This window comes from Shewanella sp. MSW, from assembly GCF_007636515.1.
Taxonomy (GTDB): Bacteria; Pseudomonadota; Gammaproteobacteria; order Enterobacterales; family Shewanellaceae; genus Shewanella; species Shewanella indica.
The window spans coordinates 180,761-206,433 of the sequence record NZ_LVDR01000003.1 but is presented as its reverse complement, the minus strand read 5'-3'; the positions used below and the strand labels follow the sequence as shown (position 1 = coordinate 206,433).

The window sequence follows — 25,673 nt, the reverse complement described above, 5'->3', positions numbered from 1 at the left end:
TGAGATGCAAGGCATTAGCGATGCGTACAAGGGGTTTGAAGGAACAGTTCGCCAGTGGGATCAACGTTTTGGCAAGGTGGTTGCCAGGGTCGACCCCGGCGGTTTTTATATTACAGGTGCCGATGAGTACATTTTTACCCGTTTGGGTTCCTGTGTGGCGGCTTGTATCTGGGATCCCGTACTCGGCATAGGTGGCTTGAATCACTTTCTGTTACCCGAGCGCAAACTTCACGAAGATTGGCAGCAACTGACCAGTTACAGCTGTCGTTACGGCAACTGGGCCATGGAGCAGTTGGTCAACGCCATACTCTGTGTCGGCGGTCAGCGACATAGATTACAGGCCAAGATTTTTGGCGGTGCCAGAATGGGCCAAAACAGTGTGCTGAATGTCGGCCAGTCCAACATAGATTTTGTACTGCGTTATCTCAAACTTGAGCAGATCCCTTTGCAGGCGGAGGATTTGGGCGGCCCTTGGCCGCGCAAGGTGATGTTTCACCCCAACAGCGGCAAGGTCTTGCTCAAGCACATGGATCCCGAACGTCTGGCACAGCTGGTGCCGGAAGAGAACCGTTATCTGGATCAGATAGTGGATAGCAAAGATCAACCTTCAATCGAGTTATTCGGCCCGGATGCCTTGTGAGCAATGAAATGCACGTAACGGCCCAGAGACAGATAGGGTTGCTGGCGTGAGTATTTCAGCTCCATCTCAAGTAGTTGCTGGAAGTCGAAATTATCCGGCAAGCTCTTTTTAAGATAGTCATGGATGACTCTTACCCCGGATTCACACCTCAACTCCAGTTGCCACTCCTTAAACCAAGCTTGTACGTCAGCTATTTGCAGCGGATGTTTCGGGCTGAGGCGGACTTTTTTGCGGGTTTGCAGATCGGCAGCCACATAGTCGAGATTACCTGACACCAGGGCGTGAAAGCGCATCGCTTCCTTATTGAAAAACATCAGTGAAAACAGGCCGTCATCTTTCAAAAGTGACAGCAAGCCCGCCAGCGTACCTTTGGCATCATGCAACCATTCGGCAACCGCATGGCAGAGAATAAGGTCGAACAGGCCCAGTTCCGTTACGTTCAGCTCCTGGATAGCGCAGTGCAGCAGTTGAATATCCAAGGGGGCGGCCGAGGCGGCTATCTGTTCCCGGGCTTGTTCCAGCATGGCCGATGAGATATCGCACAGCACCACCTCATGCCCCATAGCCGCCAGTTTCTGACTGAAAAAACCGAAACCGCCACCGGCATCCAGTACTCTGAGTTTACGGCCGGCAAAATAGGGTAACTGTTCCTGCAGATCGCGCCAGAGCACCGCGGCTCTGATCTGTCCTTTAGGGGTTCCATAAATATTGTTGGCGAACTTTTGCGCCAGCTTGTCAAAGTTCTGATCTTGCACTTTGGAGGGTTCTGCATGACTTGAAGGCATATAGTGTCTCACAAGCCGCAGCCCTTGGCATCAGAGCCAAGCGCTTATGGCGGACAGATCGCAAAATCATAGATAGCTCCGAAAACGGCAGGGATGAGGTATAATGCTCGGCTTGGAATACTCAAGGTGGGCTTTTTGGTTATGGAATTCAGTGTCGAACTGCGAACAATGCCTTCGTTGTTTTCGCTGTATCGCAAGATTTTTTTCGGGCGAAAGCCTGGCTGGGACAACCAGCCTTTACCTCGTATCAGCGTTAATACTCCCGGCGTGGCTTTGGAGCCCGGCAAGGTGGCCGACTACGCTCAGGTGTGTGGCTTCGAGTTTGATGGCAAAACTCTGCCGCCTACCTATCTGTACGTGATGGCCTTCAGGTTGCATGCGGTGATCTTTACCCATGACGCTATCACTTTTCCTCTGCTGGGAATGATCCACCTGCGTAATCGTATCAGTCAGTTTCGCAGTGTTACTGTGGATGAGCGTTTCGATATCGACTGTCGCCTTACTGATAGCCGAGAGACAGATTCCGGCCTGGAGTTTGACCTTATCTCCAGGGTGACTGTGGCCGGAGAGCTGGTGTGGGAATCCCTATCGACTTATCTGTATCGCATAGATAAGCCGGGGCGCAGGGCAAGGCCACCCAAAGCCGGGGATATTCTGTGGGAAAACCCCAGTGTCTGGGAGTTGGGTGACGATTTGGGGCGGCGTTATGCCAGAGCCTCGGGTGACTATAACCTGATCCATCTGCATCCCCTGCTTTCCAAGCGTTTTGGTTTCGACCGGGTGCTGGCTCACGGCATGTGGTCCAAGGCCCGCTGCGTAGCTCAGTTGATGCCTGAGCTGGGCAATAAACCCTGTGTCATTGACGTGGCGTTCAAGTTGCCGCTGTTTATGCCGGCCAGTGTCTGCTTCTGCGCCGAGGCCATGGAGCAGGGCTATAAGTTTGAACTCAGGGATCAAAAGGGGCGTAGGCCACACCTTTGTGGTGAGCTCTCCCTGCTCTGAGCTGTCGGGCCCTGGTTTTCCACCTTGGCCCCCTGTTTGGCTCTATTATTCCTGCGCTCGCTATTTTCCTTCCGTTCGGAAACTGTTTTTCGGCCAATTCCGGCCAGAGATTTCTTGACTCAGATTAAGGTATTGCTGAATAAAGAGCGCTCCGACTTTAGCTTGAAGCCGGAATGGCCTAGTATGCGGGTCCTTTGATCTATTTGCTTTGGCCCTTGTGGGAGTTTTACTGAATGTTGAAGGACATAGAGATCTCTAGAATGACGCCGAGGCGTCCCATTGAGCATATCGCTACTGAGCTGGGGTTGCGTCCCGGTGAGTTCAGCTGTTACGGCGACCACAAGGCAAAAATCCCGCTGTCGTTGCTCGAACGAGTCTATGACTATCTGCCCGGTAAGCTGATTCTGGTGACTGCGATAACGCCTACGTCACACGGTGAAGGCAAGACGGTGACCAGCATAGGTTTGACCCAGGCCCTGCATGCGCTCGAGCACAAGGTCTGCGCCTGTTTGCGCCAGCCCAGCATGGGGCCGGTCTTTGGCGTCAAGGGTGGGGCTGCCGGCGGTGGTTATGCCCAGATAGTGCCGATGGAAGAACTGAATCTGTATCTTACCGGGGACATTCACGCCATTACCAGCGCCCATAACCTGGCCGCCGCTGCGCTGGATGCCAGGTTGCATCATGAGCAGCGCCTCGGGGCAGCAGAATTCAGCCGTCGCAGTGGCTTGGATGCGCTCAATATCGATCCGGAAAAGCTCTTTTGGCACAGGGTGATGGATCACAATGATCGTAGCCTACGGCAGATTCAGATAGGGCTGGGAAATAACAATGGCCCGGAGCATGAGTCTGGCTTTGATATCACCGCCGCCTCGGAGCTGATGGCGATTTTGGCCCTGAGTCGCGATCTTGCCGATATGCGCCGCCGTGTTGGTCAGGTGTTGCTGGCGCTCGACACCGCTGGACAGGCGATTACCGCCGAGCGGCTCGGGGTTGCCGGTGCCATGTGCGCTATTTTGCGTCAGGCGTTGGAGCCGACACTGATGCAGACTCTCAACGGTGCCCCTTGTCTTATCCACACCGGACCCTTTGCCAATATCGCCCACGGCAACTCCTCTATTATTGCCGATGAGATGGCGCTGAAACTCAGCGATTATGTGGTCACTGAAGGCGGCTTTGGCTCGGATATGGGCTTTGAAAAGTTTTGTAATATTAAGGCACCTGTTTCCGGACGTCAGCCTGATTGCACCGTCTTGGTGGCGACCTTGAGAGCACTTAAGAGTAACGCAGGACTCAAGGGCGAGGCAGTAAGCCGGCCTAACCAGCAGGCTCTGGAGCAGGGCTTTGTCAATCTGGCCTGGCACCTGGCCAATGTGCGCCGTTACGGCACACCTGTGGTGGTGGCTATCAACCGTTTTCCCGAAGATACCGAGCAGGAGCTTGAGTGGTTGAGACAGGCCTGCCTCACCGAGGGTGCCGATGCTTGCGAACTCAGTGAGGCTTTTGCCCTCGGTGCTGATGGCGCCAAGGCTCTGGCCGAGTCGGTATTGGCAGCCATAGGTAAGGGTGATGGCTTCAAGCCTCTCTATGACCCTTCGCTTGGACTCGAGGCCAGTCTGGCAACTCTGGCCGAGCTTGGTTATGGCGCTGCCGGGGTTGAGTTGTCGGCCAAGGCCCGTGAGCAACTTGCCGAGATCCAGCGCCTTGGCGCAGACAAGTTGCCTGTGTGTATGGCTAAGACGCCTATGTCTATCAGTCACGATCCCAAACTCAAGGGGGCGCCCAGCGGTTTTACTTTGCCTATTACTGAGCTTAGGCTCAATGCCGGAGCCGGTTTTGTCACCGCTTTGGTGGGCAAGGTGATGACAATGCCTGGGCTGGGTTTGAACCCCGGCTATCTGCATATCGATATTAATGAGCAGGGTGAAGTGATAGGGCTTTAATTCGACAACAAAGGGCGCAGATGCGCCCTTTGTTGTATTGGAGACTGCCGCGCCGATTTAACCGCGATAGAAGTGTACGTCCCGCTGCGGGAATGGAATGCTGATCCCTTCCTCGTCGAAGCGCATCTTCACCGCCCGGGTGATGTCCCAGTAAACTTCCCAATAGTCTTCCGGCCTGACCCAGGGGCGCACCACAAAGTCCACCGAGGATTCACCCAATAGGTGCAGTTTAACCGTGGGCTCAGGGTGTTTCAGTACCTTGGGATGCTCTTGTACCAGTTGCTCCAGCACGGCTTCGGCCTGTTCGATATTGTCGCTGTAACTGATGCCGAAGGTCATATCTACCCGTCTGTGATGCTCGGCGGTGATATTGTTAATGGTATCGCCCCAAATTTTGTTGTTGGGAACAATCAGTCGTTGGTTGTCCAGGGTCTTGATGGTCGTTGAAACCAGGCTCATATGGCTGACTCGGCCAGTGACTCCGGCGGCATGGATCAGATCTCCCACATCGAAGGGTCGATAGATGAGGATCATCATTCCTGAGGCGAAGTTGGATAGGGTATCTTGCAGCGCAAAACCGATAATCACCCCGGCAATACCGAAACCAGCCAGTAGAGGCCCGAGTTCGAATCCCAGCTGTGACAAGGCGATCAACAAGCCCAAAGTGAAGATGACCTTGCCCGAAAGCGAGGTGAAGAAGTCTTGCAGCAGCTTGCTGAACTTGAGCTTGGAGTTACTGACCGCCTTGGCAACGATTCGCTTGGTCAGTTTGGCCAGCAAGACGGTAAGTAGCAAGATAAACAAAAAGATAAATATCTTGAACAGTATATCCGGCCCGCCTTCAACCAACTGCGCCTTGGCGATTTCAAACCATTGTCCCGCCAGGCTGGAGACAACATCGATATTGAGTACATCCTGGGTGATATCCCCCGAGATGGCAAACAGGGTCTTTTTCAGATCGCTGGTATCCACATCCAACTTATCCAGCATGCTTATCACTGCGCTCAGGCTGCTGCTGTTGTTTTCCAGTCGCTCTTTCAGCAGGGTCAAGGTCTTGCTCTGCTCGCTGCTGACATCTTTGCCCGCCAGCGCATTTTCGGCCATTTGCACGGCCAACTGCTGCTGGTTATAGCTCACCAGGCTCTCCAGCAACCCGGCTCTGACGATAAGACGTTGCTTGAGTGATTCTTTCGCCTGGCTGACATCCTGCCCCAGTTGTTCTGACCAATTGAGCAGTTCCAGCAAGCCTTTTTGAATTTCATCCTTTTCCAGGCTGCGGCGGGAGATCTCAAGCATCAGCTGTTGATCTTCCCCTTTGCCGAGCTTGCCCTGCAGCGACACTATCTCCTTGTCGAGATATTGCACCATCTGCTGCAGGAGTTGCCGCTGCGTTTGCAGGTGCGGCAGAACGTTCATCAGGGCCTGAGGGGCTGCATTCTTGTCGCCAATGGCATCTATGCTCTCTTTGAGTTTATTTCGCTGTGCCAGAGTCAGTGCCTTGATCCTAAACTCAGTCACTGCCTTGAGTTCGCCCTTGGCAGTGCGAAGCTGTTGGATATTTTGTCTTATAGTTTGCTGTATCAAAGTGAACTGCTCGGTGGCGAGCGGTTCAGGTTCAGATGCAAAGGATTGCCAGGAAAGAGTTAAACACAACAGGAGCAAGAGAGATCTAACCATGTTTTTAGTCCGATTTTTATCTGTTTTTCTGAGGTGTTGGAGTTAATAAATATGACACGAAAATTTCCATGGTGCCTAAAAAGCGCATGGATTTGTGGTTTTTCGCACATGGGAGATATAAGGCGGACGCCAGCTTTGCTAGAATAGCGCCCCTTTGTTGAACTCGCCGGAGAACGCCCGAGTGTTATGCTCCAATTGCAATAAAACCTTTAATGTTTCTCAGATAGCCCAGCAGCGGGGCAGCGGCTTTTCTGCGCAGATCCAGTGTCCTCATTGCGAGGCCTGGCTTGGAAAGACGCCTTGGTTATTGAAATTGAAACTGGCGGGTTTTTATCTGGGGGTGGCTGCGGCTATTTGTGCCTGGTTGGTACCAGAGACCAGACACTTCGGGATACCTGTCGCAATCCTTGGGCTGATCGTCTTGCTGATCAGCCACCTGATGGATCATCTGCACACGGTTGAAGCGCCGGTTAAAGTTGAAGAGGATGATTCGGCGCAGCGGCAGAAGTACCGCTAACGGCTTATTCTATCACCTGTACCTGATTGGCCAGGGAGGTTTCTACGTAATAGATGCCGCCCAAAATAGCGCCGCAAAACAGAATGGCAAACAGGATAATCCCCAGGTTATTTTTGAGAAATGCCAACATAGCTTTTCCTTTGGTTAGGCTGCTCTCATGGACGGGTCCGTGCGAGCACAAAGAGTATAGGGTAAACCTTAACCGGCAGAGCTTAAGCAGAACTTAATCTCCGCCCGGCCTGTGATTTGCGCCGAAACCTCTGCGCCGTTACATATCTTGTAACTTTTAGTTTCAGCTTCGCCCTGTTAACCTTGTTGCAACCTCGGGGCAGGCTGGCTTACACTAGCGCCGGATCTATCTGGGGGATGTTAGGTTTGGATATCGCTGTTCGCACAAGAAGCACTATTGCCATATGGCTTGCCGCCATATTGGTGCTCTTGTCTGTGGCTGCTTCGGCCCACAGCATCTCCCATCTCCAAGAGGGTCATAAGACCCACTGTACTCTCTGTTTTCATCAGCATCAGCTGAATAAGGTCATGCCCGGCACTGGGCTGCATCTGGATGCTGTCAAACAATCCTATATCAGAGTCAATCTTACGGCTCCTTCCTGGCAGGCGCCCCACGTTCGCCTGTTCAACAGTCGTGCTCCCCCTGTCACAGCCTGAATTTAAAGAAACCTCTATTTAAATTTTGCTATCGACCGCATGGAATTGCGGTGCGATGACTGCTGTATTTCAGGAGCTAAAATGACTGTTTTTTCAACTCGTATTTCGCCTCTGGCCTTGGCCTGTGGCTTGGCTTCCACCTGTGCAATGGCCCAGGACCCTACGCTGACCAATCCGGCGATCAGTGCGGTTTTGGATGGCTATTATCAAACGGCGGATCGTCCCTTGGCCGAGCGTCAGGAAGGTTTTGGTCTGGGGGAAACCGAACTGGCGCTCAGCGCCAATATTGACGATATGTTCTATGGAAAAGTCACCACCATCATAGAAAACCATGATGGTGATACCGAAGTGGAGCTGGAAGAGGCTTTTATTCAAACTTTGGCGATGCCGGCAGGGTTTGCGGTGCGTGCCGGTCGTTTCCTGTCTGACGTGGGCTATCTCAATAACCAGCATCCCCACACAGACGCCTTTACCGACCGACCGGCGGCTTACCGTGCATTCTTGGGCAATCACTACTTCGATGATGGTATCCGCTTGAACTATGTGGCGCCGACTGATCTTTACTGGGTCATGGGGCTGGAGGCCTTCAAGGGCGACAAGATGCGTGCCGAGGATGAACACGGCGAGCGCGAGTTCGAGGATGTGGGTGTCTACACCGCTTACACCAAGATAGGTGGTGATATAGGGGCAGACAGTTCCTGGCAGTTGGGACTGTCATATCTGCGCAATGAAAATGGCCGCATGACCCCTTTTGAAGAGCACGCGGGTGAGGAAGAGGAGCATGATCACGGCCACGAAGGTCACAGTCATGGTGCTGCTTATACGGGGGAAAATACCTATATTGCCGACTTTGTTTACAAGTGGGCGCCCAACGGCAACTACAAGTATCAGCATCTGACTGTGAGTGGTGAGTATTTCCGGGTGGCAGATTTCGTTGCCGAGGCCGAGCATGAGCATCACGAGGATGAACACGCCCATGCTGAGCCGAAAGATTACCATCAGGGCTGGTATCTGAGCGGTGTCTACCAATGGAGCCCCAGCTGGTCTACCGGGATCCGTTACGGTGAGCTGGATACCCAGCAGGCCCACGACGATCATTTCCACGGTCAGAAGCTGAAAGAAACCGAAGTTAGCCTGGCCTGGCATCACAGCCATTTCTCTACCGTAAGACTGCAGTACACCAATCAGCGTGGCACTAATTTCGACGGTATCGAAGACGACAATGTTATCACTCTGCAATACGTTATGACTCTGGGGGCCCACGGTGCGCATCAATTCTAAATTTGTCGGCCTGGCCACGGCCGCTTTGACTCTGGTGGCCAGTTGGCAGGCTCAGGCCAGCCTGAATATTTTTGCCTGTGAACCTGAATATGCCGCGTTGGCCAAGAGCTTGGCGCCGGATGCGAACATCTATTCGGCCACAACCGCCTTGCAGGATCCTCACCAGGTGCAGGCGCGGCCCAGTTTAATCGCCAAGATGCGCCAGGCTGATCTGGCGGTCTGCGCCGGTGCGGATCTGGAAATCGGTTGGTTGCCTATGCTGCAGATGAAATCTTCCAACGCCAAGGTGCGCTCTACGGATCAGGGGCTGTTTTTTGCAGCCGATCAGGTTGAGACCCTGGATAAGCTGGATTCGGTCGACCGCAGTATGGGGGATGTGCACGCCAAGGGGAATCCGCATCTGCACTTTGACCCTTATCGGATGCTGGATATCGCCAAGGCGCTGAGCGCCAAGCTGGTGGCCCTGGATCCTCAAGGAAAAGCCGACTATGAGGCTGCGCTCAAGGCATTCAGCGAGCGTTGGCAGCAGGCTATTCCCAACTGGGAAGCCGAAGCGGCATCACTCAAGGGCAAGAAGGTTATCGCCTATCACACCAGTTTCCGCTATCTGTTCAACTGGTTGGGAGTTTCTCAGGTCGCGGATCTTGAGCCCAAGCCCGGGTTGCCTCCCAGTAGTTCACATTTGGCTTCGCTGCTTGAGCGGGCAGGGCAAGGGGATGTCAGTGCCGTGGTAGTGGCATCCTATCAGGATGAACGTGGCGCCAACTGGTTGGGTGAAAGAGCCAAGCTGCCGGTATTGGTATTGCCCATGTCGGTCGGTGGTAACGCCCAGAGCCAGGATCTTTTCAGCCTGTATGATAGCGCCATCTCGCTGCTCAAGAGTGTGAATTGATTATGGACAGCGGACTGTTCAGCATACTCCTGCCGGCCTTTGCGGCCGGCCTGCTGGTGCTTTCAACCCATGTGGTATTGGGGCGCCAGGTGTTGAAGCGCGGGATCATCTTTATCGATCTGGCGATTGCCCAAGTCGCGGCACTGGGGGCGATAGTGGCGCATCTTAATCATGATTTGGAGGAGATCCCTTATTCTCATGTATGGATGCCGGCATTGTTTGCCCTGGCCGGGGCCGGAATCATAGCCTGGTTATCACGTAAAATGGCCTCTGAGCTGGAGGCCATGATCGGCTGCTTCTACGTGTTGGCTGCAGTGGCTGCCATGTTGTTGCTCTCCAACGACCCCCATGGTGCCGAGCTGCTCAAGCAACTGATGTCGGGGCAGATCCTTTGGGTCAACTGGCCACAACTGATCTTGCCGGCTCTGGTTTATACTCTGGTGTTGGGGCTATTGCTGTGGCGCCCGTCTTTGCTCAATGGCGCCGTGTTTTATCCCCTGTTTGCCCTGGTGATAACCCTGTCTGTGGAGCTGGTGGGTGTCTATCTGGTGTTCAGCACCTTGATTCTGCCGGCACTGGCGTTGAATAAATACAGCGGCCGTTTCGCACTTGGCTGGGCCTATCTGGTCGGAGTATTGGGTTATGTCGCCGGTCTGTGGGCCTCGGCGAGTTATGACCTGCCTAGTGGGGCCGCTATAGTGGCAACTCTGGCACTGAGCGCTCTGCTGTTTCGTATACTGTTAAGTTTCAGCGATCGTCACTGAGTTCAGGAAACTGAGAACAAGCCTCAAAATGCGGCCCGGCGGCCGCATTTTTTTTGCTGTTAAAAATCAGCGCACAGATGTAAACAAAAGATTGAGCCGCAGCAGGCCTGTAGCTATACTGTCCGCCGTTGCATAAGCGGAGTAAATTTATGCTGTTGATAGTCCGTTCTCTGCTGCTGGCAGTGCTCTTGTTGCTGGCCTTTGTTTTTGGTGGCATTTTTTGCATTTTACGCCCGAGACACAGAGATAATGTACACCTGTTTGCCCGACTTTTTTCGGCGGTAGCGCCCATATTGGGTGTTAAAGTTATAGTGCGAGCAGGCAAAACCAAACCGGGTGAGCCCTGTATCTTCCTGGCGAATCACCAAAATAATTTCGATATGTTTACCCATACTGCTGCGGTTCCCAAGGGCACTGTCAGCCTGGGGAAGAAAAGTCTGTTGTGGATGCCGCTATTTGGTCAGCTTTATTGGCTTTCGGGTAATATTCTCATCGATCGCAAGAACCGTGCCCGCGCCTTTGAAACCATGGCCGAAACGGCGCGCAAGATCAAAGAGAAATGCCTTTCTGTGTGGATCTTTCCTGAGGGTACCCGTAGTCGCGGTCGCGGCCTGTTGCCCTTTAAGGCTGGAGCATTTCATACCGCTATAGCCGCCGGAGTGCCTATGGTGCCTGTGCTGGCTTCCAATCAATGCCATATTAAGCTCAACCGCTGGAACAATGGTGTGGTGATTATTGAGATGATGGAGCCGGTGGCAACCCAAGGCTTGAGTAAGGCTAATGTCAAAGAGTTGTCCGATAAGATCCATGCCACCATGGCCAGTAAGCTCAAACAACTGAATGCCGAGGCGGCAGCACTTATGGGTAAAACTGTGCCCGCGGATATCGTATAATACCCTCTGACCTATTTTTCGGAGACAAGCATGTCCATTGAACGTCTGTTGCAGGCACAGAAGCAGGAAAACCGTGACATTATTCAGTCCTTGCTGGATGACGGTTCTGAGGCCGATGCTGAATACACCATAGAGCACCATTTTTCGTCCACTAACTTTGACCGTCTGGAAAAAGCCGCAGTCGATGCCTTTAAATTGGGCTTTGAGGTTAACGATGCTGAAGAGGTGGAACTGGATGACGGTAGTCTGATTTTCTGCTTTGACGCTATAGCCTATCATCAACTGGAAGCCGAGCTTCTGGATAAGGCCTGTGAGCAATTGCTGCAGCTTGCGGTCAAGCACAAGGTCGACTATGACGGCTGGGGCACCTATTACATAGGTGACGAGCTGGAAGATGAAGGCGACGAAGAGCAGGACTAAGTCCTGTTACCAATAAAAACACCGGGTTCTTGACCCGGTGTTTTTGTTTCTGCCACCTTTACCGGCAGATTGATTTTCAGTTGTAGTCTACCGGCTTTTCGCCAATGACAACCGGAAGTTCTATCTGTTTACCGGCGCGGATCACCTGCAGGGTGACCTTGGTACCGGGGGGGGTCTCGGCAATCCTGTCCATCAGCATATAGATGCGGGTAACGTCTTCACCCTGATACTGAGTGATTACATCTCTGGGTCTCAAGCCAGCCAGCGCTGCCGGGCCATTAGGTTCTATGCCGGTCACAACTACGCCGCGAAGATCCGGCAAGTTGAGTATTTGGGCCACAACCGGGCTGACGTCTTCACCCGAGATCCCCAAGGCACCGCGAATAACCCGGCCATCCTTGATCAGTTTGCCCATGACGGCGTAGGCCAGCTTGATGGGAATGGCGAAGTTGATGCCATGGCCCCCCCCTTCACCACCTATCTGGAAGGCGGCAGTATTAATGCCTATGAGCCCCCCATGGGTATCAATCAAGGCGCCGCCCGAGTTACCGGCGTTGATGGCGGCGTCGGTTTGCAGAAAGTCCAGGTAGCCTGTACTCAGGCCATTACGGCCGGTGGCACTGATGATCCCCTGAGTGATGGTTTGTCCCAGGTTATAGGGGTTACCTATGGCCAGCACCACATCGCCCACCTGAGGAGGACTGTTGAGGTTAAGCGGCACCACGGGCAGATTTTCGCCTTGGATCTCCAGCACGGCCAGGTCGGTTTCCGGATCCTGACCGACCACTTCGGCACCGAATTTTCGGCCGTCCTGTAATGCCACTACAATCTCATCGGCCTTCTTGACTACATGATAGTTGGTGAGAATGTAGCCTTCTTTGCGCATGATAACGCCTGAGCCCAAGCCCTGCAGCGAACCGCCGTTAAGGGGGCGGCTTTGGTTGATGCTCAGGCTGTAGATGTTCACCACTGCAGGCGCGGCGCGGCGTACCGCTTTGGCAAAGGACAGCTCTGCACCACTGTTTCCCCTGAACTGCAACAGGTTGCCACCAAGATTGCCTTCGCCCATAAAACGGCTGACCAGCAGAAAGACTGCCGCCATTACCAGGCCAAAGACCACTGCTTTGCAGATATAGATCAGGGTTTCTTTCATTGTGATGACATTGCTGAATATTAAAAAAGGCTCGTTAGATTAGCATGTTTCTTGCTATTGCGAACAATAGTCAAGGCTCGGGAAGTTAATTTTGCCCTGAATTGGGCGCCGGAAATAAAAAAAGCGGGGAGCACCCCGCTTTTTCAGGATGGCTGTTAACCTCTGAGGATCAGATACAGGTTGCTATTGCCCCTGACTATCTTCAGCGCCACCGCGCCTTGCTGCTCTTTAAGCTCCTCTTTCAGCGCTTTTAGGGTGGTGGTCTTGGTGCGGTTAACCCCAATAATCAGGTCACCTTTTTGTAAGCCACTCATGGCCGCTGGAGAGTTCTGGGCGATATCGGTGATTTCGATACCTTTCTTGCTGTTCTCCAGTGTGGCACCGGCCAACATCGGATGAACAGCACCGGCCGCAGTTTCTTTCACCTGGCTGGCTTCGCCCAGGGTAACTTTGACTGTCTTGTCATCACCATCACGTATCAGGCCAAGCTCTATTTTACTACCGGCACCCATGGTGCCAATCTTGGCCCGCAGTTCTTGGAAGCTCTTGATCTTGCGCCCATTGATGCTGACGATAATATCGCCGGCCTTGATGCCTGCCTTGTCGGCGGCGCTGCCTTCCATTACTTCGCTGACAAAGCCACCGTGCTGGGTCTCGAGACCGAAGCCTTGAGCCAGTTCATTATCCAGATCACGACCCATAACCCCCAGCACGCCGCGGCGCACTTCGCCGTGTTCGATTATCTGATCCACCAGGCTGTGAACCATGTTGGCCGGTATCGCGAAACCGATACCTACGTTACCGCCGCCGGGAGCCACAATAGCGGTATTGATACCGATAAGCTCGCCGCGCAGGTTAACCAAGGCGCCGCCTGAGTTACCGCTGTTGATGGCGGCATCGGTTTGAATAAAGTTTTCCAGCATCTCTATGCCAAGGCCGGTGCGCCCCAGAGCACTGACGATACCTGAGGTGACGGTTTGCCCAAGACCGAAGGGGTTACCTATGGCTACGGCAAAGTCACCGACTCTTAAGTCATCCGAGTCGGCGGACTTGATTGCCGTGAGGTTGTCGGCTTCAATCTGCAGCAGAGCGATATCGGCGTCTTTATCTTTACCTATCAACTTGGCCTTTATTTCACGGCCGTCGTGTAGACCTATTTGAATATCATCGGCGCCATCAATCACATGGTTGTTGGTGACTATGTAGCCCTTATCGGCATCTATGATGACACCGGAGCCCAGGCCGCGGAAGGGGCGCTCCTGTACTTGCTCCTGAGGGGCATTGGGGCCAAAGAAGTAGCGGAAGATATCCGGTACCCGTTGGCGGGAAACCTGAGTGCCGGAAACGGCGACAGAGACAACTGCTGGAGTAGTTTGCTCCAACATGGGGGCCAGGCTCGGCATGGTTTGGCCGGCAACAGCTTGAGGTAGAGCGGCCTGGGAAACCACAGGAGCCAGTGTCAGTGTGGCTCCAAGCAGGGCGGCGGAAACAAGAGATAACTTGGTCTTCATCTATGCATTGCTCCTAATACGGGATCAAATAACCATGTACTGTTTGCCACCAAGGTGGCTGAATCTTAAAGGCTCTTTTACGAGCGTTCGGTAATTAATCCGACTTTAATCTTGTTTAAAAAGTTCATCCTTCATTAATAAAGATTAATTTTTAATGCTTTCCGGCGAGAGTACGGCGTCACTCTTGTCATCAAGGTCACTGATACTGGTTTGCATAAATGGCAAAGGGGCCAGCTGCTCCTCTTTGGCTAATCTTTGGCTGCCCTGATTCCAGTGCTGATTAAGGCGATTGATTTGCTCTGTCAGTTGTCCCAGCAGTGCTCTCTGTTCAGCCAGATGATCACTGACTTCCTGTTTGTGTTGGCTCAACTCCATCTTGCTGCGTTCAATAGCCACACTTTTACTACTCTTGCTGAGTCCGCGGCTGACCAAGGTCTTGCCGATATAACCCAGTATTAACCCCAGAATGAAAGCCGCAAACACCAGTGGCCATTCCATATCGACTCCTTAAGTTTGTCTTTGTGTCTTAAGTTTTTGCCCGATCCCATAGGGATAATAGGCAAAATATACCCCGAGAGTGGGTCTCATGATACCATTTGCCGCCCCGACTCTGTTGCTTGAGTTGGGCTAGGGAAGATGCGAACAAGTCCTTGTGGGACTTGTTCGCATCTTCCCTAGTACCCATCAAATAAGGTTAAAAGAGAAGAATTCAAGTGTCGCAGTTAACCCCTTGGCAGCATTACCAACAAGATCTCACCCGTGAAGATTTCAGCCATGACCCGGCGCAGGAGCAAGCGGTAAAGGCATTGCAGCGTGTTTATGATGAGCTGCAAAGGCCGCAAAAGTCCGGATGGCGCAATTGGTTCAGCCGGGAAAAAAACAGCAAGGTTCAGGGGCTTTACCTCTGGGGCGGTGTTGGGCGCGGCAAGACCTACCTCATGGACACCTTTTTTGATGCCCTGCCGGGTGAGCAGAAACTAAGGGCGCATTTTCATCGCTTTATGCACAGAATTCATCAGGAGCTGGACGCGCTCAAGGGAACCAGGGATCCTCTATTGGTGATAGCCAAACAGATGGCAGCGAAATATAGAGTGATCTGTTTCGATGAGTTCTTTGTTTCGGACATCACGGATGCCATGTTACTGGGCACTCTGTTCGAAGCCCTGTTCAAGGAGGGCGTGGTCTTGGTGGCCACCTCCAACATAGTACCGGATGATCTTTATAAAAACGGTTTGCAGCGGGCCAGATTTTTACCGGCTATCGCCGAGATCAAGGCCAACTGCCAGGTGCTGAATGTCGATTCAGGAATCGACTACAGACTGCGAACTCTGGAGCAGGCTGAGATCTACCATCATCCACTCGATGAAACGGCCGAATCCAACCTACAACGTTATTTCACCCAACTGGCGCCCGAGTCGGAAGTCTCTGAAACGCCGCTGGAAATCGATGGACGCAGCATAGTGATCCGCAAACAAGCCCAAGGTGTTTTGCTGGCTGACTTTAGAGCCCTGTGCGATGGACCGCGCAGTCAGCGGGACTATATGGAACTGGCGCAACTGTTTCATACTGTGCTGCTCAGCGGCCTGGAACAGATGGGCGCCCAACAGACAGGGGATGATATCGCCCGTCGTTTCCTGGCGTTGGTGGATGAGTTCTATGAACGGCATGTGAAACTTATCATCTCAGCCGAGGTGCCGCTCGAGCAGATTTACACTGATGGGCAATTGAGTTTCGAGTTCCGCCGTTGCCGCTCCCGCCTGATTGAGATGCAGTCCCGGGATTATCTGGCGCTGGAACATCTGCCATAGCTAAAGGGAAAATCCGCTTAGATGCGGGAAATTCAATCAAATAGCCATACTCAATAAGCCTTGGATGGCGGCAAAGTGCTAACAGCTTGAAAAAGATCGTCTTTTAAGGCGAGATATTAAAAAGCAGGTGATTTTTAGTTCAGCTTTGACTATAATCCGCCACCTGCCCACGTTACTCCGCCGATTGGGCGGATTTAAAAGCCAGTTTCTTTGCTCGAAGGGGCAGAGAAAGGCGTTTTTGTGTTATCTGCATCCGCAGGTAGCATGTGACAGAATTTAACTTTGGGTTTTTGTAATAATGAAGACTTTTACTGCTAAGCCAGAAACTGTAGCTCGTGACTGGTACGTTGTTGATGCCGAAGGTAAGACCCTGGGTCGTATCGCCACTGAAATCGCTCTGCGTCTGCGTGGCAAGCACAAGGCTGAGTACACTCCTCACGTAGATACCGGTGATTACATCATCGTGATCAACGCCGAGAAAGTAACTGTGACCGGTAACAAGGCTGCAGGCAAGACGTACTACTCGCACTCAGGCTTCCCAGGTGGCATCAAGCAAATCAGCTTCGAGAAGCTGCAAGCTCACAAGCCAGAAATGATCATCGAGAAAGCAGTCAAGGGTATGTTGCCAAAAGGCCCCCTGGGTCGTGCCATGTTCCGTAAGCTGAAAGTTTACGCTGGCGCAGAGCACAACCACGCTGCACAACAACCTCAAGTTCTTGATATCTAAACGGGATTAAGCAAATGGCTGCAACTCAGTACTACGGCACTGGCCGTCGCAAAACTTCAACTGCTCGCGTATTCGCTAAAGCAGGTAGTGGCAACATCGTTGTTAACCAACGTCCTCTGGATGTTTACTTTGGTCGTGAAACCGCTCGTATGGTTGTTCGTCAACCACTTGAGCTGGTTGAAATGACTGAAAAACTGGACATCTATGTAACTGTTAAGGGCGGTGGTATCACTGGCCAAGCTGGCGCTATCCGTCACGGTATCACCCGTGCTCTGATGGAGCTGGACGAAGCTCTGCGTCCTACTTTACGTTCTGCTGGTTATGTAACCCGCGATGCTCGTAAGGTTGAACGTAAGAAAGTGGGTCTGCGTAAAGCACGTCGTAAGCCACAGTTCTCCAAGCGTTAATATCGCTTTCGAGATACCAAAAACCCAGCGTATGCTGGGTTTTTTTATGGTTGAGATTTATCTCTGACAGCCCTGTATACTTTGGGCACTTGTGGCATAAAGGGAGAAAATCATGAGTTGGCAATTGTTGTTGATAGCCTTGGGTTTGGTATTGATACTTGAAGGCCTTGGACCCTTATTGTTCCCCAACCGCTGGCGTCGTTATCTGCTGGAAGTGGCTTCCCAACCGACCGCCATCATGCAACGCCTGGGCGGCGTCCTGGTTGTTGCAGGAATCGTCATATTGATTATTTTTTCATAAATACTTGCCCCTTCCATGCCAATATCTGTTAGAATCCTGCTTTAACCGCAACCTTGCAGCAAACAATGGGCAAAAATGTAGTTGTTCTCGGCACTCAATGGGGTGACGAGGGAAAAGGTAAGATTGTCGACCTTCTGACCGAACAGGCAAAATTCGTAGTCCGTTACCAAGGTGGCCACAACGCTGGTCATACTCTGGTTATCGATGGTGAAAAAACCGTTCTTCATCTGATCCCCTCAGGCATTCTGCGCGATAACGTCAAGTGCATTATCGGCAACGGCGTGGTTTTGGCGCCCGATGCTCTGATGAAAGAGATCGGCATGCTGAAAGATAAAGGTATTCCGGTAGAGGAACGCCTACTTATCTCTGAAGCTTGTCCTCTGATCCTTCCTTTCCACTGTGCGCTGGATATCGCTCGCGAAAAAGCGCGTGGCAATAAGGCTATCGGTACTACAGGACGCGGCATAGGCCCGGCTTATGAAGATAAAATTTCCCGTCGCGGTCTGCGCGTAGGGGATCTCTTCAATCCGCAGCTATTTGCCGAGAAGCTGAAAGAAGTGATGGCCTATCACAACTTTATGCTGACAGAGTACTATAAGTGCGAAGCCGTTGATTACCAGCAGACTCTGGATGAAGCGTTGGCTCTGGCAGACTATTTGAAAGGTCTGTGTGTGGATGTCACCGAATTGCTGGATCAAGCCCGCAAGAATGGCGACAACATACTGTTTGAAGGCGCTCAGGGCACATTGCTGGATATTGACCACGGTACTTATCCATTTGTAACCTCTTCCAACACTACCGCGGGTGGTGTGGCAACTGGTTCTGGATTCGGCCCTCGTCATCTGGACTATGTCTGCGGCATCATCAAGGCTTATACCACCCGTGTGGGTGCCGGCCCATTCCCGACTGAACTGGAATGTGAAATCGGCGATCACTTGGGAACCAAGGGCCAGGAATTTGGTGCGACAACCGGTCGTAAGCGTCGTCCGGGTTGGTTGGACATAGTGGCTATGCGCCGCGCGGTTCAGATCAACAGCATCAGTGGTTTCTGCCTGACCAAGCTCGACGTTTTGGACGGCTTGAAAGAAGTGAAGCTCTGCGTAGGCTATCAGCATCCAGACGGTACTGTGTCCAATGTGACTCCGCTGGCAGCAGAAGGCTATGAGCACGTTACTCCTGTGTATGAAACCATGCCAGGCTGGAGTGAAACCACCTTTGGTGCCACTTCACTGGAGCAACTGCCACAGGCAGCAATCAATTATATCAAGCGGATTGAAGAACTGCTGGAAACACCTGTCGATATCATCTCAACCGGGCCAGACCGGAATGAGACCATGATTCTGGTGAATCCATTCAGTTAAGTAAAAAGGCCGCCTAAGCGGCCTTTTTCGTTTATGGGGCTTACACTGTTTGCCCTTAAGAATTGGGTTATACTGCCGATGAAAAGACAGTCTATTTGTCATCAGGACAGCTTATGTTGCGTATAGCCCTATTACTCTTGTTAGTAACCAGTGCCAATGTGTTGGCCGTAGAAACCAAGGCCGTGGATATCTACAGCCAGGAAGAACTGCTGGAGCTTATTCGCAGCAAGCAATACCTGACCCGGGTCAAAGCCGATGACTGTCAGCTGGTGCAGGATATTGAGGCGCGCGCCGAAGTGCTCAAGCAGCCGTTGTACCAGTACCTCTGGGGTGAAATGCTTAATTTCGGCATCTGCGTCAAGGCCAATCCACCCAGAGGAATATCGCTGCTCAGGGATGCCGCCGAGCAGGGCAGTGCCGAAGCCATGGTGCGCATTGCCGAGTATTATAAAGATGGCAAGTTTGTACTTCAGGACAAAGAACGTTCGGTACAGTACCTGTTACCCGCTGCCGCCAACGGTGACTTGCCGGCCAGGATGATGCTGGTCGAGCTGTTTGCCAAGGGGTATGGCAGCCCAAGGGATTATGTCTTGGGGTATCACTGGCTCTACAACCAGGTGTTCAGCGATGAACAGACCCAGCAAGACGCCAAAAGATTATTGCAGCTGTTAGCGGCTAAAATGCCCGCCAGTCAGGTGGAGAAGGCCAAAAATGAACATCTGCAAAGCCGTTAATTAGCTTGTCGCATTGGATGCGACAACGAAGAAATTGGAAATTGAATGATAAAAGATCCTCATTTTGAGCGAGAACAAGATAAGTACGACAACCCCATTCCCAGCCGGGAATTTATATTGGAATATCTGCGCTCGCAGACCTCTCCCCTGAATCGTGAGCGGATCGCCACGGCCCTCAACATCTCTGACGAAGAACAACTCGAGGCGCTGCGGCGTCGGCTGCGTGCCATGGAGCGCGATGGTCAGCTGGTATTTACCCGCGGCCAGTGTTATGGCCTGCCGGAGCGGATGGACTTGATCCAGGGCACAGTGCTGGGCCACAGAGATGGCTATGGCTTCTTCCGTCCCGACGAAGGCGGCGATGACCTGTTTATCAACCATGGCGATATGCTCAGGTACTTCCATGGCGACAAGGTGTTGGCGCAGAAGGCCGGGGTTGATCGCAAGGGACGCCGCGAAGCCCGCATAGTGCGCCTGGTCGCCGAGCGAACCGCCGCCTTGGTGGGGCGTTTCCATGTCGATTGCGGCATGGCCTTTGTTATCGCCAATGATAAGCGTATTACCCAGGAAATATTGATAGACAACGCCGATCGCAACGGTGCCCGTCAGGGTGATGTGGTGGTGGTAGAGCTTACTCGCAGGCCGGGGCGCTATGTCAAAGCCGCCGGTAAGGTGGTCGAGGTGCTGGGTAAAGAGATGGCTCCGGGAATGGAGATAGAGATTGCCCTACGCAACTATGATCTGCCCCATACCTGGTCTGCCGCCATCGAGAAGAAACTGAACAAGATCCCCGATGAAGTGCAGGAACAAGATAAGTTAGGTCGGGTTGACCTGCGACAACTGCCCTTGGTCACCATAGACGGTGAAGATGCCCGCGACTTTGACGATGCCGTCTATGCCGAGTGCAAGCGCGGCGGCGGTTGGCGCCTGTGGGTGGCCATTGCCGATGTCAGCTATTATGTACGTACTCAATCGGCACTGGATCAAGAAGCCCGTGCCCGAGGCAACTCTGTGTACTTCCCGTCACAGGTGATCCCCATGTTGCCGGAAAAGCTCTCCAACGGCCTGTGCTCCCTGAATCCGGGAGTCGACCGCCTCTGTATGGTGGCCGAGATGACAGTATCGGCGGCGGGTAAGTTATCCGGCTACAAGTTCTATCCGGCGGTGATGCATTCCCACGCCCGCTTCACCTATACCCAGGTGGCGGCCATGCTGGAAGGCGAAGAAGGCCTGGAAGAGCATAAGCCTTTATTGCCGCATCTCAAGGTGTTGCAGGAATTGTATCTGGCGCTCGATAGCCAGCGGGCCAACCGTGGCGCCATCGCCTTTGAGACGCTGGAAACCCAGTTCATCTTCAATGAGCAGCGCAAGATAGACAAGATAGTGCCCAGAGCCCGTAATCAGGCGCACAAGATCATTGAAGAGTGTATGATCCTCGCCAACGTGGCGGCGGCCAAGTTTGTTAAAAAGCACAAGGGTGAAGTCCTTTATCGGGTGCATGAAGCGCCATCCGAGCAGAAGCTGACTCAGTTCAAGGAGTTTCTGGCTGAGCGGGGGCTCTCCATGGGCGGCGGTCTCGAACCCGAACCCAGTGACTACCAGGCGCTGATGGAAAAAGTACAGGGGCGCGCCGATGCCGAACTCATTCAGGTGATGTTGCTGCGCTCCATGCGCCAGGCGACTTACACACCGGACAATGAAGGCCACTTTGGTCTGGCGTTGGAGGAGTATTCTCACTTTACGTCGCCCATTCGCCGTTATCCTGACTTGGTGTTGCACAGGGTGATCCGTTACCTGCTCGCCAAAGAGCGTGGCGAAGCGAGCGATAAGTGGACCCCGGACGGCGGCTATCACTATCAGCTCGATGAGCTGGATCAGCTTGGCGAAGAGTGTTCCAACACTGAGCGCCGCGCCGATGAAGCCACCCGTGACGTCTCCGACTGGCTCAAGTGTGAGTTTATGCAGGACCATGTGGGTGACACCTTCGATGCGGTGGTGGCTTCCGTCACCAGCTTCGGGCTGTTTGTGCGCCTCAATGCGCTGTTTATCGACGGCTTGGTGCATATCTCTACCCTGGGCAGCGACTACTTCCAGTATGATCCCATGCGCCAGCGCCTGATAGGTGAGCACTCAGGGCAGATCTACCAGATTGGCGATCCTGTGACAGTTAAAGTCGCCTCGGTCAATCTGGACGACAGACAGATAGACTTGCTGATGGTGGACGAAGAGGGCCGCAGCCAGCGCCGCAAAGGCCGCAGCAAGAGTAAGCCGCTGACCGCTCGGGAAAGGGTCAATATTGAAGGAGCCCGCCGCTCGGCCAAGGCACAGAAACCGGCAGGTAAAGGGAGCGCCAAGTCTAAGTCCACAGGCGCATCCGCCAAGAGCAAATCAACCAAGGCTGCCGGCAACGCCGGGGCGAAAAAGCCCAAGGCAGCCAAACGAGTCAAGAGAAAGAAGTAAATGAAAAAACAGGAACTGGTGTTTGGCATTCACGCGGTCGAGTCTTTGCTGAAACACGCTCCGGAGCGGGTATTGGAAATGTGGCTGCTCAGTGGTCGTCAGGATGACAGGATCAAGCCCTTGTTGGAGATGGCGGCTCAGTGGGGCATTCGCCCCCAGCAGGCATCCCGCAAAACACTGGATGACAAGGCCGAAAGCTCTCAGCATCAAGGGATCATCATCCGGGTACGTCCGGCCAAGGTCTTGACCGAAAACGATCTGGAAGCCCTGCTGGACAACACAGACTCGCCATTTTTACTGATCCTGGATGGCGTCACAGATCCCCACAATCTGGGGGCCTGTCTGCGAAATGCCGATGCGGCTGGGGTTCACGGCGTCATAGTGCCTAAAGACAACTCCGTGGGACTGACGCCGACCGTCAGCAAGGTGGCTTGCGGCGCGGCCGAGACAGTGCCGCTGTTTCAAGTGACCAACCTGGCGCGTACCATGAAGCGTTTGCAGGAACGGGGTGTGTGGATTGCCGGCACTGCAGGCGAGGCCGACAGCACCCTGTTTCAGGCAGACCTCAAGGGAGCTCTGGCCATTGCTATGGGCGCCGAAGGCAAGGGACTGAGACGCCTGAGCCGTGAAAGCTGCGACACCCTGATCTCTATTCCTATGGCGGGCAGTGTTTCCAGTCTGAACGTGTCGGTGGCGACCGGCATCTGTCTGTTCGAAGCCGTTCGTCAGCGCCTCTAACTGCCGAGCATGACTAGCTCTCTTTGGAATACGGGCGGTGAGCTTTATAGCCGTACCGGTCCGTATCCTATACAACTGCAACAAGCCTATCTGGGTGAAATCTATGGTATGACGTTCTTCGAGCACCTCGGCCGGGATTATCATTTTCAGGCAACTGAGAGCCAGTTAACAGCAAGTCAGTTAACAGAAATCCACTTAACTGAAAGCCAAGCCGTGTTTTCTCTACTGTTCAAGGTGGAGCAATATACTGCCAAGGCTTTGCTGAAACTGCTGCCTGAACTGACTAGTCTGGACGAGGCATTGTTGGAGCAAGTGCGCATGCAAGCGCAGAAAGAAGTGGACAGTTGGCTTAAGCTTCCCTGGCATGAGCTGCTTGCGGCGCTAAGCCTCTGGGTTGAACCTTACCAGCAAAAATATGCCAAGTGGGCGGATGATGCCGAGATCAACTCTGAGTACGGCGCTGCCTTTCGTCTATTGGAGCGGCATGAAACCGCCATCTATCGCTATCTGCAGGCGCTTGAGCGCGGTGACAAGCGTTCAGCGTTAATCCTGGAGTGTTTTCTTGGAGCTCTTTAGTTGAAAGAGCTCTTCAAGCGAGGGAGTTACTGAAAGGTATAGAGCAGGTTGAAGGTGGTGATGGTATCTGTCTGTCTACTGCCTTCCGGCACCACTTCTGTATATTTGACGTTAAAGCCTATTTTGAAGGCCCAGTCCTGAAACAGGGTATTTTTATAGCCCATGTCCAGCGCCAGGGTGTTGTTGTTTTCGCCCACCTCGGCGGTCAGGTCGGCAGTGAAACTAGTGTATTCGTGGATTTTCTGCTCGAACTTAGCCGCGGTTCGCAGGATCACATCCTTTTCGGCCACAGGGTCCGGAGCGGCATCGGTTTCCTTGGGCATGTTGTATCGGTAACCCGGGCCGACTTCGAAGCTCAACTTGGTACGACGGGTACTGATGGCATCGAAACCATAACCACTGGACGCGGTATAAATTTCTGTGTAAGAACCGAACTTGTCCCAGATAAATTCGCCGCGGCCGAAGATATAGCCGCCGTTGAGTTTGTAGTTGGACTGCAGTTGCAGATTGTACTTCTCGGCAGTGGTTTTTTCAGAGTCAGAGGCGAAATAGGCCTTGAGGGTTCCTTCCTGTTTGGCGTTTTCCGTGTCGTAAACCAACTTGGTGCGACCATTGAAACTGCTTGAGTCTGTGTTACCAGTGTTGAGCTGAAAGCCGGCCTCAATTTCTGCGGTGAAGTCGCTCGGAGGCTCGCGATAATCCGGAGGCACCAAGGCCCACGCCGAAGTCGGTAGCGCAAACAATAACGCCAATACAGAGGATCTTGTCATTATTCTTGTGTCTTTTGCTGTCACTGCCATAAATTTAGCGTCACATAATACCTGCTGATGGGGCCGAGGCAAAGTTATTGCTTGAGTTTACCGCGGCCTTTATGTACTATTTCGCGCCTAATTCAGTCACATTAATTTTCGTTCCTTGCCTCCATTTGGTCTGACTGAGCCAACCACGAGGCTAGATAACCGTAAGGAGCACTAAATGCGTCATTACGAAATCGTATTTATGGTTCACCCTGATCAGAGTGAACAAGTACCAGGTATGATTGAGCGCTACACAGGTGTTATCACCGAAGCTGGCGGTCAAATCCATCGTTTGGAAGACTGGGGTCGTCGCCAACTGGCTTACCCAATCCAGGATCTGCACAAGGCTCACTATGTTCTGATGAACGTTGAGACTACTGCAGAGTCTGTTGAAGAGCTGGAAACTGCTTTCCGTTTCAACGACGCCGTTCTGCGTAGCCTGGTGATGCGCACTAAAGCTGCCATCACTGAAGCATCTCCAATGGCCAAAGCTAAAGACGAGCGCGATTCACGTCGCAGCGCCGTTAGCGAAAAAGCTGCTGAAGAAACCCAAGAAAACGCTGAAGCAAGCGCTGAGTAAGTTTTTCTGTGACCACCAATCACTTGGTGTTGTCCGGTACCGTCATTCGGTCCAGACACTTTGATAGCCCGGCTGGAATACCTCACACGGTACTTCAACTGGAACACAGGTCGCAGCGTTTCGAGGCCGATTTGCCCAGAAACGTCTACTGCCAACTTCAAGTGATATTGAGTGGTGAACGCTTCAAGAGCGTAGCAGACAAGCTGAAAGCGGGTGTGGATATCCAAGTCAGTGGTTTTCTGGCTCTACAACAGAGTCGCAATGGCCAAAGCCGACTGGTGTTACACGCCGAAAATGTCGAATTGAAAAATTAGGAGACTGTCAAATGGCACGTTATTTCCGTCGTCGTAAGTTCTGCCGTTTCACTGCTGAAGGTGTTACGGAGATCGATTACAAAGATATCGCTACTCTGAAAAACTACATCACAGAAAGCGGTAAGATTGTTCCAAGCCGTATCACTGGTACTTCTGCCAAGTATCAGCGTCAACTGGCTCGCGCTATCAAGCGTGCTCGTTATCTGTCACTGCTGCCATACACTGATCTGCATCAGTAATCGGCACTGTTCTAGCTAGAGGAATTGATAATGAACGTTATTCTGCTTGATAAAATCGCAAACCTGGGCAACCTGGGTGACCAGGTATCAGTTAAGGCCGGTTACGCTCGTAACTACCTGCTGCCAAAAGGCAAAGCTGTTGTTGCCAACGCTGAGAACGTAAAAGTTTTCGAAGCTCGTCGTGCTGAGCTGGAAGCCAAACTGGCTGCCGACCTGGCCGCTGCCACTGCTCGTGCAGAGCAGATCTCTGCTCTGGAAGCGGTTGTTATCGCTTCTAAAGCCGGTGACGAAGGCAAGCTGTTCGGTTCTATCGGTACCCGTGACATCGCTGATGCAGTAACTGCTGCCGGCGTTGAACTGGCCAAAGCCGAAGTACGTCTGCCACTGGGCGCTCTGCGCACTACTGGCGACTTCGAAGTTGAAGTTCAGCTGCACACTGAAGTAAAAGCTGTAGTTAAAGTAACTGTTGTTGCTGAAGCTTAATCCCGGC

The 25,673-nt window shown here is 52.8% G+C and carries 30 protein-coding genes; 23 read left to right on the top strand and 7 right to left on the bottom strand.

From position 1 onward, the window contains the following. Window positions 1–4 precede the first annotated feature (4 nt). Complete coding sequence (locus AYI96_RS04165) at window positions 5–640, top strand: chemoreceptor glutamine deamidase CheD (protein ID WP_144361051.1); 636 nt, start codon at window positions 5–7, stop codon at window positions 638–640. Here the strand turns inward: AYI96_RS04165 and AYI96_RS04160 are convergent. Further along, complete coding sequence (locus AYI96_RS04160) at window positions 601–1,395, bottom strand: methyltransferase domain-containing protein (protein WP_144361050.1); 795 nt, start codon at window positions 1,393–1,395, stop codon at window positions 601–603. The two genes, AYI96_RS04165 and AYI96_RS04160, sit on opposite strands and share 40 nt — an antisense overlap. A 198-nt stretch (window positions 1,396–1,593) precedes the next feature. Here AYI96_RS04160 and AYI96_RS04155 point away from each other — a divergent pair, with 198 nt between their 5' ends. Further along, window positions 1,594–2,427 carry a MaoC/PaaZ C-terminal domain-containing protein gene (locus AYI96_RS04155; protein WP_071476860.1) on the top strand — a complete coding sequence of 278 codons (834 nt, stop codon included), beginning with the start codon at window positions 1,594–1,596 and terminating at the stop codon, window positions 2,425–2,427. 233 nt (window positions 2,428–2,660) lie between these two features. Further along, on the top strand, window positions 2,661–4,367 hold the full coding sequence (locus AYI96_RS04150; protein ID WP_144361049.1) for a formate--tetrahydrofolate ligase: 1,707 nt from the start codon (window positions 2,661–2,663) through the stop codon (window positions 4,365–4,367). Window positions 4,368–4,424: 57 nt separating this feature from the next. On the opposite strand, the gene AYI96_RS04145 is transcribed toward AYI96_RS04150, so the two are convergent. Then, window positions 4,425–6,044 (bottom strand): mechanosensitive ion channel family protein, encoded by a 1,620-nt coding sequence (locus tag AYI96_RS04145; RefSeq protein WP_144361048.1) that lies wholly within the window; start codon window positions 6,042–6,044, stop codon window positions 4,425–4,427. A 181-nt stretch (window positions 6,045–6,225) separates the two neighbouring features. On the opposite strand from AYI96_RS04145, the gene AYI96_RS04140 reads away from it, so the two are divergent. Continuing rightward, window positions 6,226–6,561 (top strand): hypothetical protein, encoded by a 336-nt coding sequence (locus tag AYI96_RS04140; RefSeq protein WP_144361047.1) that lies wholly within the window; start codon window positions 6,226–6,228, stop codon window positions 6,559–6,561. Between the two features lie 4 nt (window positions 6,562–6,565). Here the strand turns inward: AYI96_RS04140 and AYI96_RS20455 are convergent, their stop codons facing one another. Beyond that, complete coding sequence (locus tag AYI96_RS20455; protein WP_039034459.1) at window positions 6,566–6,691, bottom strand: hypothetical protein; 126 nt, start codon at window positions 6,689–6,691, stop codon at window positions 6,566–6,568. Between the two features lie 245 nt (window positions 6,692–6,936). Between AYI96_RS20455 and AYI96_RS04135 the strand changes: the two genes are divergently transcribed. The 6 genes from AYI96_RS04135 (at window position 6,937) to rraB (ending at window position 11,477) form a co-directional block, all read left to right on the top strand. Next, a complete protein-coding gene (locus tag AYI96_RS04135; RefSeq protein ID WP_226684205.1) occupies window positions 6,937–7,227 on the top strand; it encodes a DUF2946 domain-containing protein in 291 nt (96 codons plus the stop codon). A gap of 81 nt (window positions 7,228–7,308) precedes the next feature. After that, complete coding sequence (locus AYI96_RS04130) at window positions 7,309–8,508, top strand: hypothetical protein (RefSeq protein WP_144361046.1); 1,200 nt, start codon at window positions 7,309–7,311, stop codon at window positions 8,506–8,508. Continuing rightward, window positions 8,492–9,400, top strand: coding sequence for a metal ABC transporter solute-binding protein, Zn/Mn family (locus AYI96_RS04125; RefSeq protein WP_144361045.1), 909 nt, complete (start codon window positions 8,492–8,494; stop codon window positions 9,398–9,400). Before AYI96_RS04130 ends, AYI96_RS04125 begins: the two co-directional genes overlap by 17 nt. A gap of 2 nt (window positions 9,401–9,402) precedes the next feature. Beyond that, a complete protein-coding gene (locus AYI96_RS04120; RefSeq protein WP_144361044.1) occupies window positions 9,403–10,164 on the top strand; it encodes a metal ABC transporter permease in 762 nt (253 codons plus the stop codon). A 149-nt stretch (window positions 10,165–10,313) separates the two neighbouring features. Next, entirely contained in the window at window positions 10,314–11,057 is a 744-nt protein-coding gene (locus AYI96_RS04115; RefSeq protein ID WP_039034463.1) for a 1-acylglycerol-3-phosphate O-acyltransferase, read from the top strand. A 30-nt stretch (window positions 11,058–11,087) separates the two neighbouring features. Further along, window positions 11,088–11,477 carry a ribonuclease E inhibitor RraB gene (gene rraB, locus AYI96_RS04110; protein WP_144361043.1) on the top strand — a complete coding sequence of 130 codons (390 nt, stop codon included), beginning with the start codon at window positions 11,088–11,090 and terminating at the stop codon, window positions 11,475–11,477. A gap of 76 nt (window positions 11,478–11,553) precedes the next feature. Here the strand turns inward: rraB and degS are convergent, their stop codons facing one another. From degS to AYI96_RS04095, 3 genes are all read right to left on the bottom strand, one after another. After that, window positions 11,554–12,636 (bottom strand): outer membrane-stress sensor serine endopeptidase DegS, encoded by a 1,083-nt coding sequence (gene degS / locus AYI96_RS04105; RefSeq protein ID WP_039034464.1) that lies wholly within the window; start codon window positions 12,634–12,636, stop codon window positions 11,554–11,556. A gap of 149 nt (window positions 12,637–12,785) precedes the next feature. Beyond that, window positions 12,786–14,141, bottom strand: a complete 1,356-nt coding sequence (gene degQ / locus AYI96_RS04100) for a Do family serine endopeptidase DegQ (RefSeq protein WP_039034465.1) — start codon at window positions 14,139–14,141, stop codon at window positions 12,786–12,788. Window positions 14,142–14,285: 144 nt separating this feature from the next. Beyond that, window positions 14,286–14,639, bottom strand: coding sequence for a ZapG family protein (locus AYI96_RS04095; protein WP_052248117.1), 354 nt, complete (start codon window positions 14,637–14,639; stop codon window positions 14,286–14,288). Window positions 14,640–14,854: 215 nt separating this feature from the next. Here AYI96_RS04095 and zapE point away from each other — a divergent pair, with 215 nt between their 5' ends. The 9 genes from zapE to AYI96_RS20240 all read left to right on the top strand — a co-directional run bounded on the left by zapE (window position 14,855) and on the right by AYI96_RS20240 (window position 23,253). Continuing rightward, the gene (zapE, locus tag AYI96_RS04090; RefSeq protein WP_101095635.1) at window positions 14,855–15,949 is read left to right on the top strand and encodes a cell division protein ZapE; all 1,095 of its coding nucleotides are present in this window, start codon (window positions 14,855–14,857) and stop codon (window positions 15,947–15,949) included. A 298-nt stretch (window positions 15,950–16,247) separates the two neighbouring features. Next, the gene (gene rplM, locus AYI96_RS04085) at window positions 16,248–16,676 is read left to right on the top strand and encodes a 50S ribosomal protein L13 (protein WP_025009334.1); all 429 of its coding nucleotides are present in this window, start codon (window positions 16,248–16,250) and stop codon (window positions 16,674–16,676) included. Between the two features lie 14 nt (window positions 16,677–16,690). Then, window positions 16,691–17,083 (top strand): 30S ribosomal protein S9, encoded by a 393-nt coding sequence (rpsI, locus tag AYI96_RS04080; RefSeq protein ID WP_025009335.1) that lies wholly within the window; start codon window positions 16,691–16,693, stop codon window positions 17,081–17,083. A gap of 112 nt (window positions 17,084–17,195) precedes the next feature. Beyond that, window positions 17,196–17,384, top strand: a complete 189-nt coding sequence (locus AYI96_RS04075) for a DUF2065 domain-containing protein (protein ID WP_039034467.1) — start codon at window positions 17,196–17,198, stop codon at window positions 17,382–17,384. Window positions 17,385–17,449: 65 nt separating this feature from the next. After that, entirely contained in the window at window positions 17,450–18,745 is a 1,296-nt protein-coding gene (locus AYI96_RS04070; RefSeq protein ID WP_071476840.1) for an adenylosuccinate synthase, read from the top strand. A gap of 113 nt (window positions 18,746–18,858) precedes the next feature. Then, complete coding sequence (locus tag AYI96_RS04065; RefSeq protein ID WP_039034469.1) at window positions 18,859–19,479, top strand: tetratricopeptide repeat protein; 621 nt, start codon at window positions 18,859–18,861, stop codon at window positions 19,477–19,479. A 45-nt stretch (window positions 19,480–19,524) separates the two neighbouring features. Further along, entirely contained in the window at window positions 19,525–21,939 is a 2,415-nt protein-coding gene (gene rnr, locus AYI96_RS04060) for a ribonuclease R (protein WP_144361042.1), read from the top strand. After that, a complete protein-coding gene (gene rlmB, locus AYI96_RS04055; protein ID WP_039034471.1) occupies window positions 21,940–22,677 on the top strand; it encodes a 23S rRNA (guanosine(2251)-2'-O)-methyltransferase RlmB in 738 nt (245 codons plus the stop codon). 9 nt (window positions 22,678–22,686) lie between these two features. Beyond that, window positions 22,687–23,253, top strand: coding sequence for a hypothetical protein (locus AYI96_RS20240; RefSeq protein WP_162206925.1), 567 nt, complete (start codon window positions 22,687–22,689; stop codon window positions 23,251–23,253). Window positions 23,254–23,279: 26 nt separating this feature from the next. On the opposite strand, the gene AYI96_RS04045 is transcribed toward AYI96_RS20240, so the two are convergent. After that, window positions 23,280–24,023, bottom strand: a complete 744-nt coding sequence (locus AYI96_RS04045; protein WP_039034472.1) for a YdiY family protein — start codon at window positions 24,021–24,023, stop codon at window positions 23,280–23,282. A 205-nt stretch (window positions 24,024–24,228) separates the two neighbouring features. On the opposite strand from AYI96_RS04045, the gene rpsF reads away from it, so the two are divergent. Genes rpsF through rplI form a run of 4 tightly spaced genes read left to right on the top strand, consistent with a single transcriptional unit; the run spans window position 24,229 to window position 25,666 of the window. After that, window positions 24,229–24,630 (top strand): 30S ribosomal protein S6, encoded by a 402-nt coding sequence (gene rpsF, locus AYI96_RS04040; RefSeq protein ID WP_025009342.1) that lies wholly within the window; start codon window positions 24,229–24,231, stop codon window positions 24,628–24,630. A gap of 8 nt (window positions 24,631–24,638) precedes the next feature. Continuing rightward, window positions 24,639–24,944 (top strand): primosomal replication protein N, encoded by a 306-nt coding sequence (gene priB, locus AYI96_RS04035; RefSeq protein ID WP_028779665.1) that lies wholly within the window; start codon window positions 24,639–24,641, stop codon window positions 24,942–24,944. A gap of 11 nt (window positions 24,945–24,955) precedes the next feature. Then, complete coding sequence (gene rpsR / locus AYI96_RS04030) at window positions 24,956–25,183, top strand: 30S ribosomal protein S18 (protein ID WP_025009344.1); 228 nt, start codon at window positions 24,956–24,958, stop codon at window positions 25,181–25,183. A gap of 30 nt (window positions 25,184–25,213) precedes the next feature. After that, window positions 25,214–25,666, top strand: coding sequence for a 50S ribosomal protein L9 (gene rplI, locus AYI96_RS04025; protein WP_025009345.1), 453 nt, complete (start codon window positions 25,214–25,216; stop codon window positions 25,664–25,666). Window positions 25,667–25,673 lie beyond the last annotated feature (7 nt).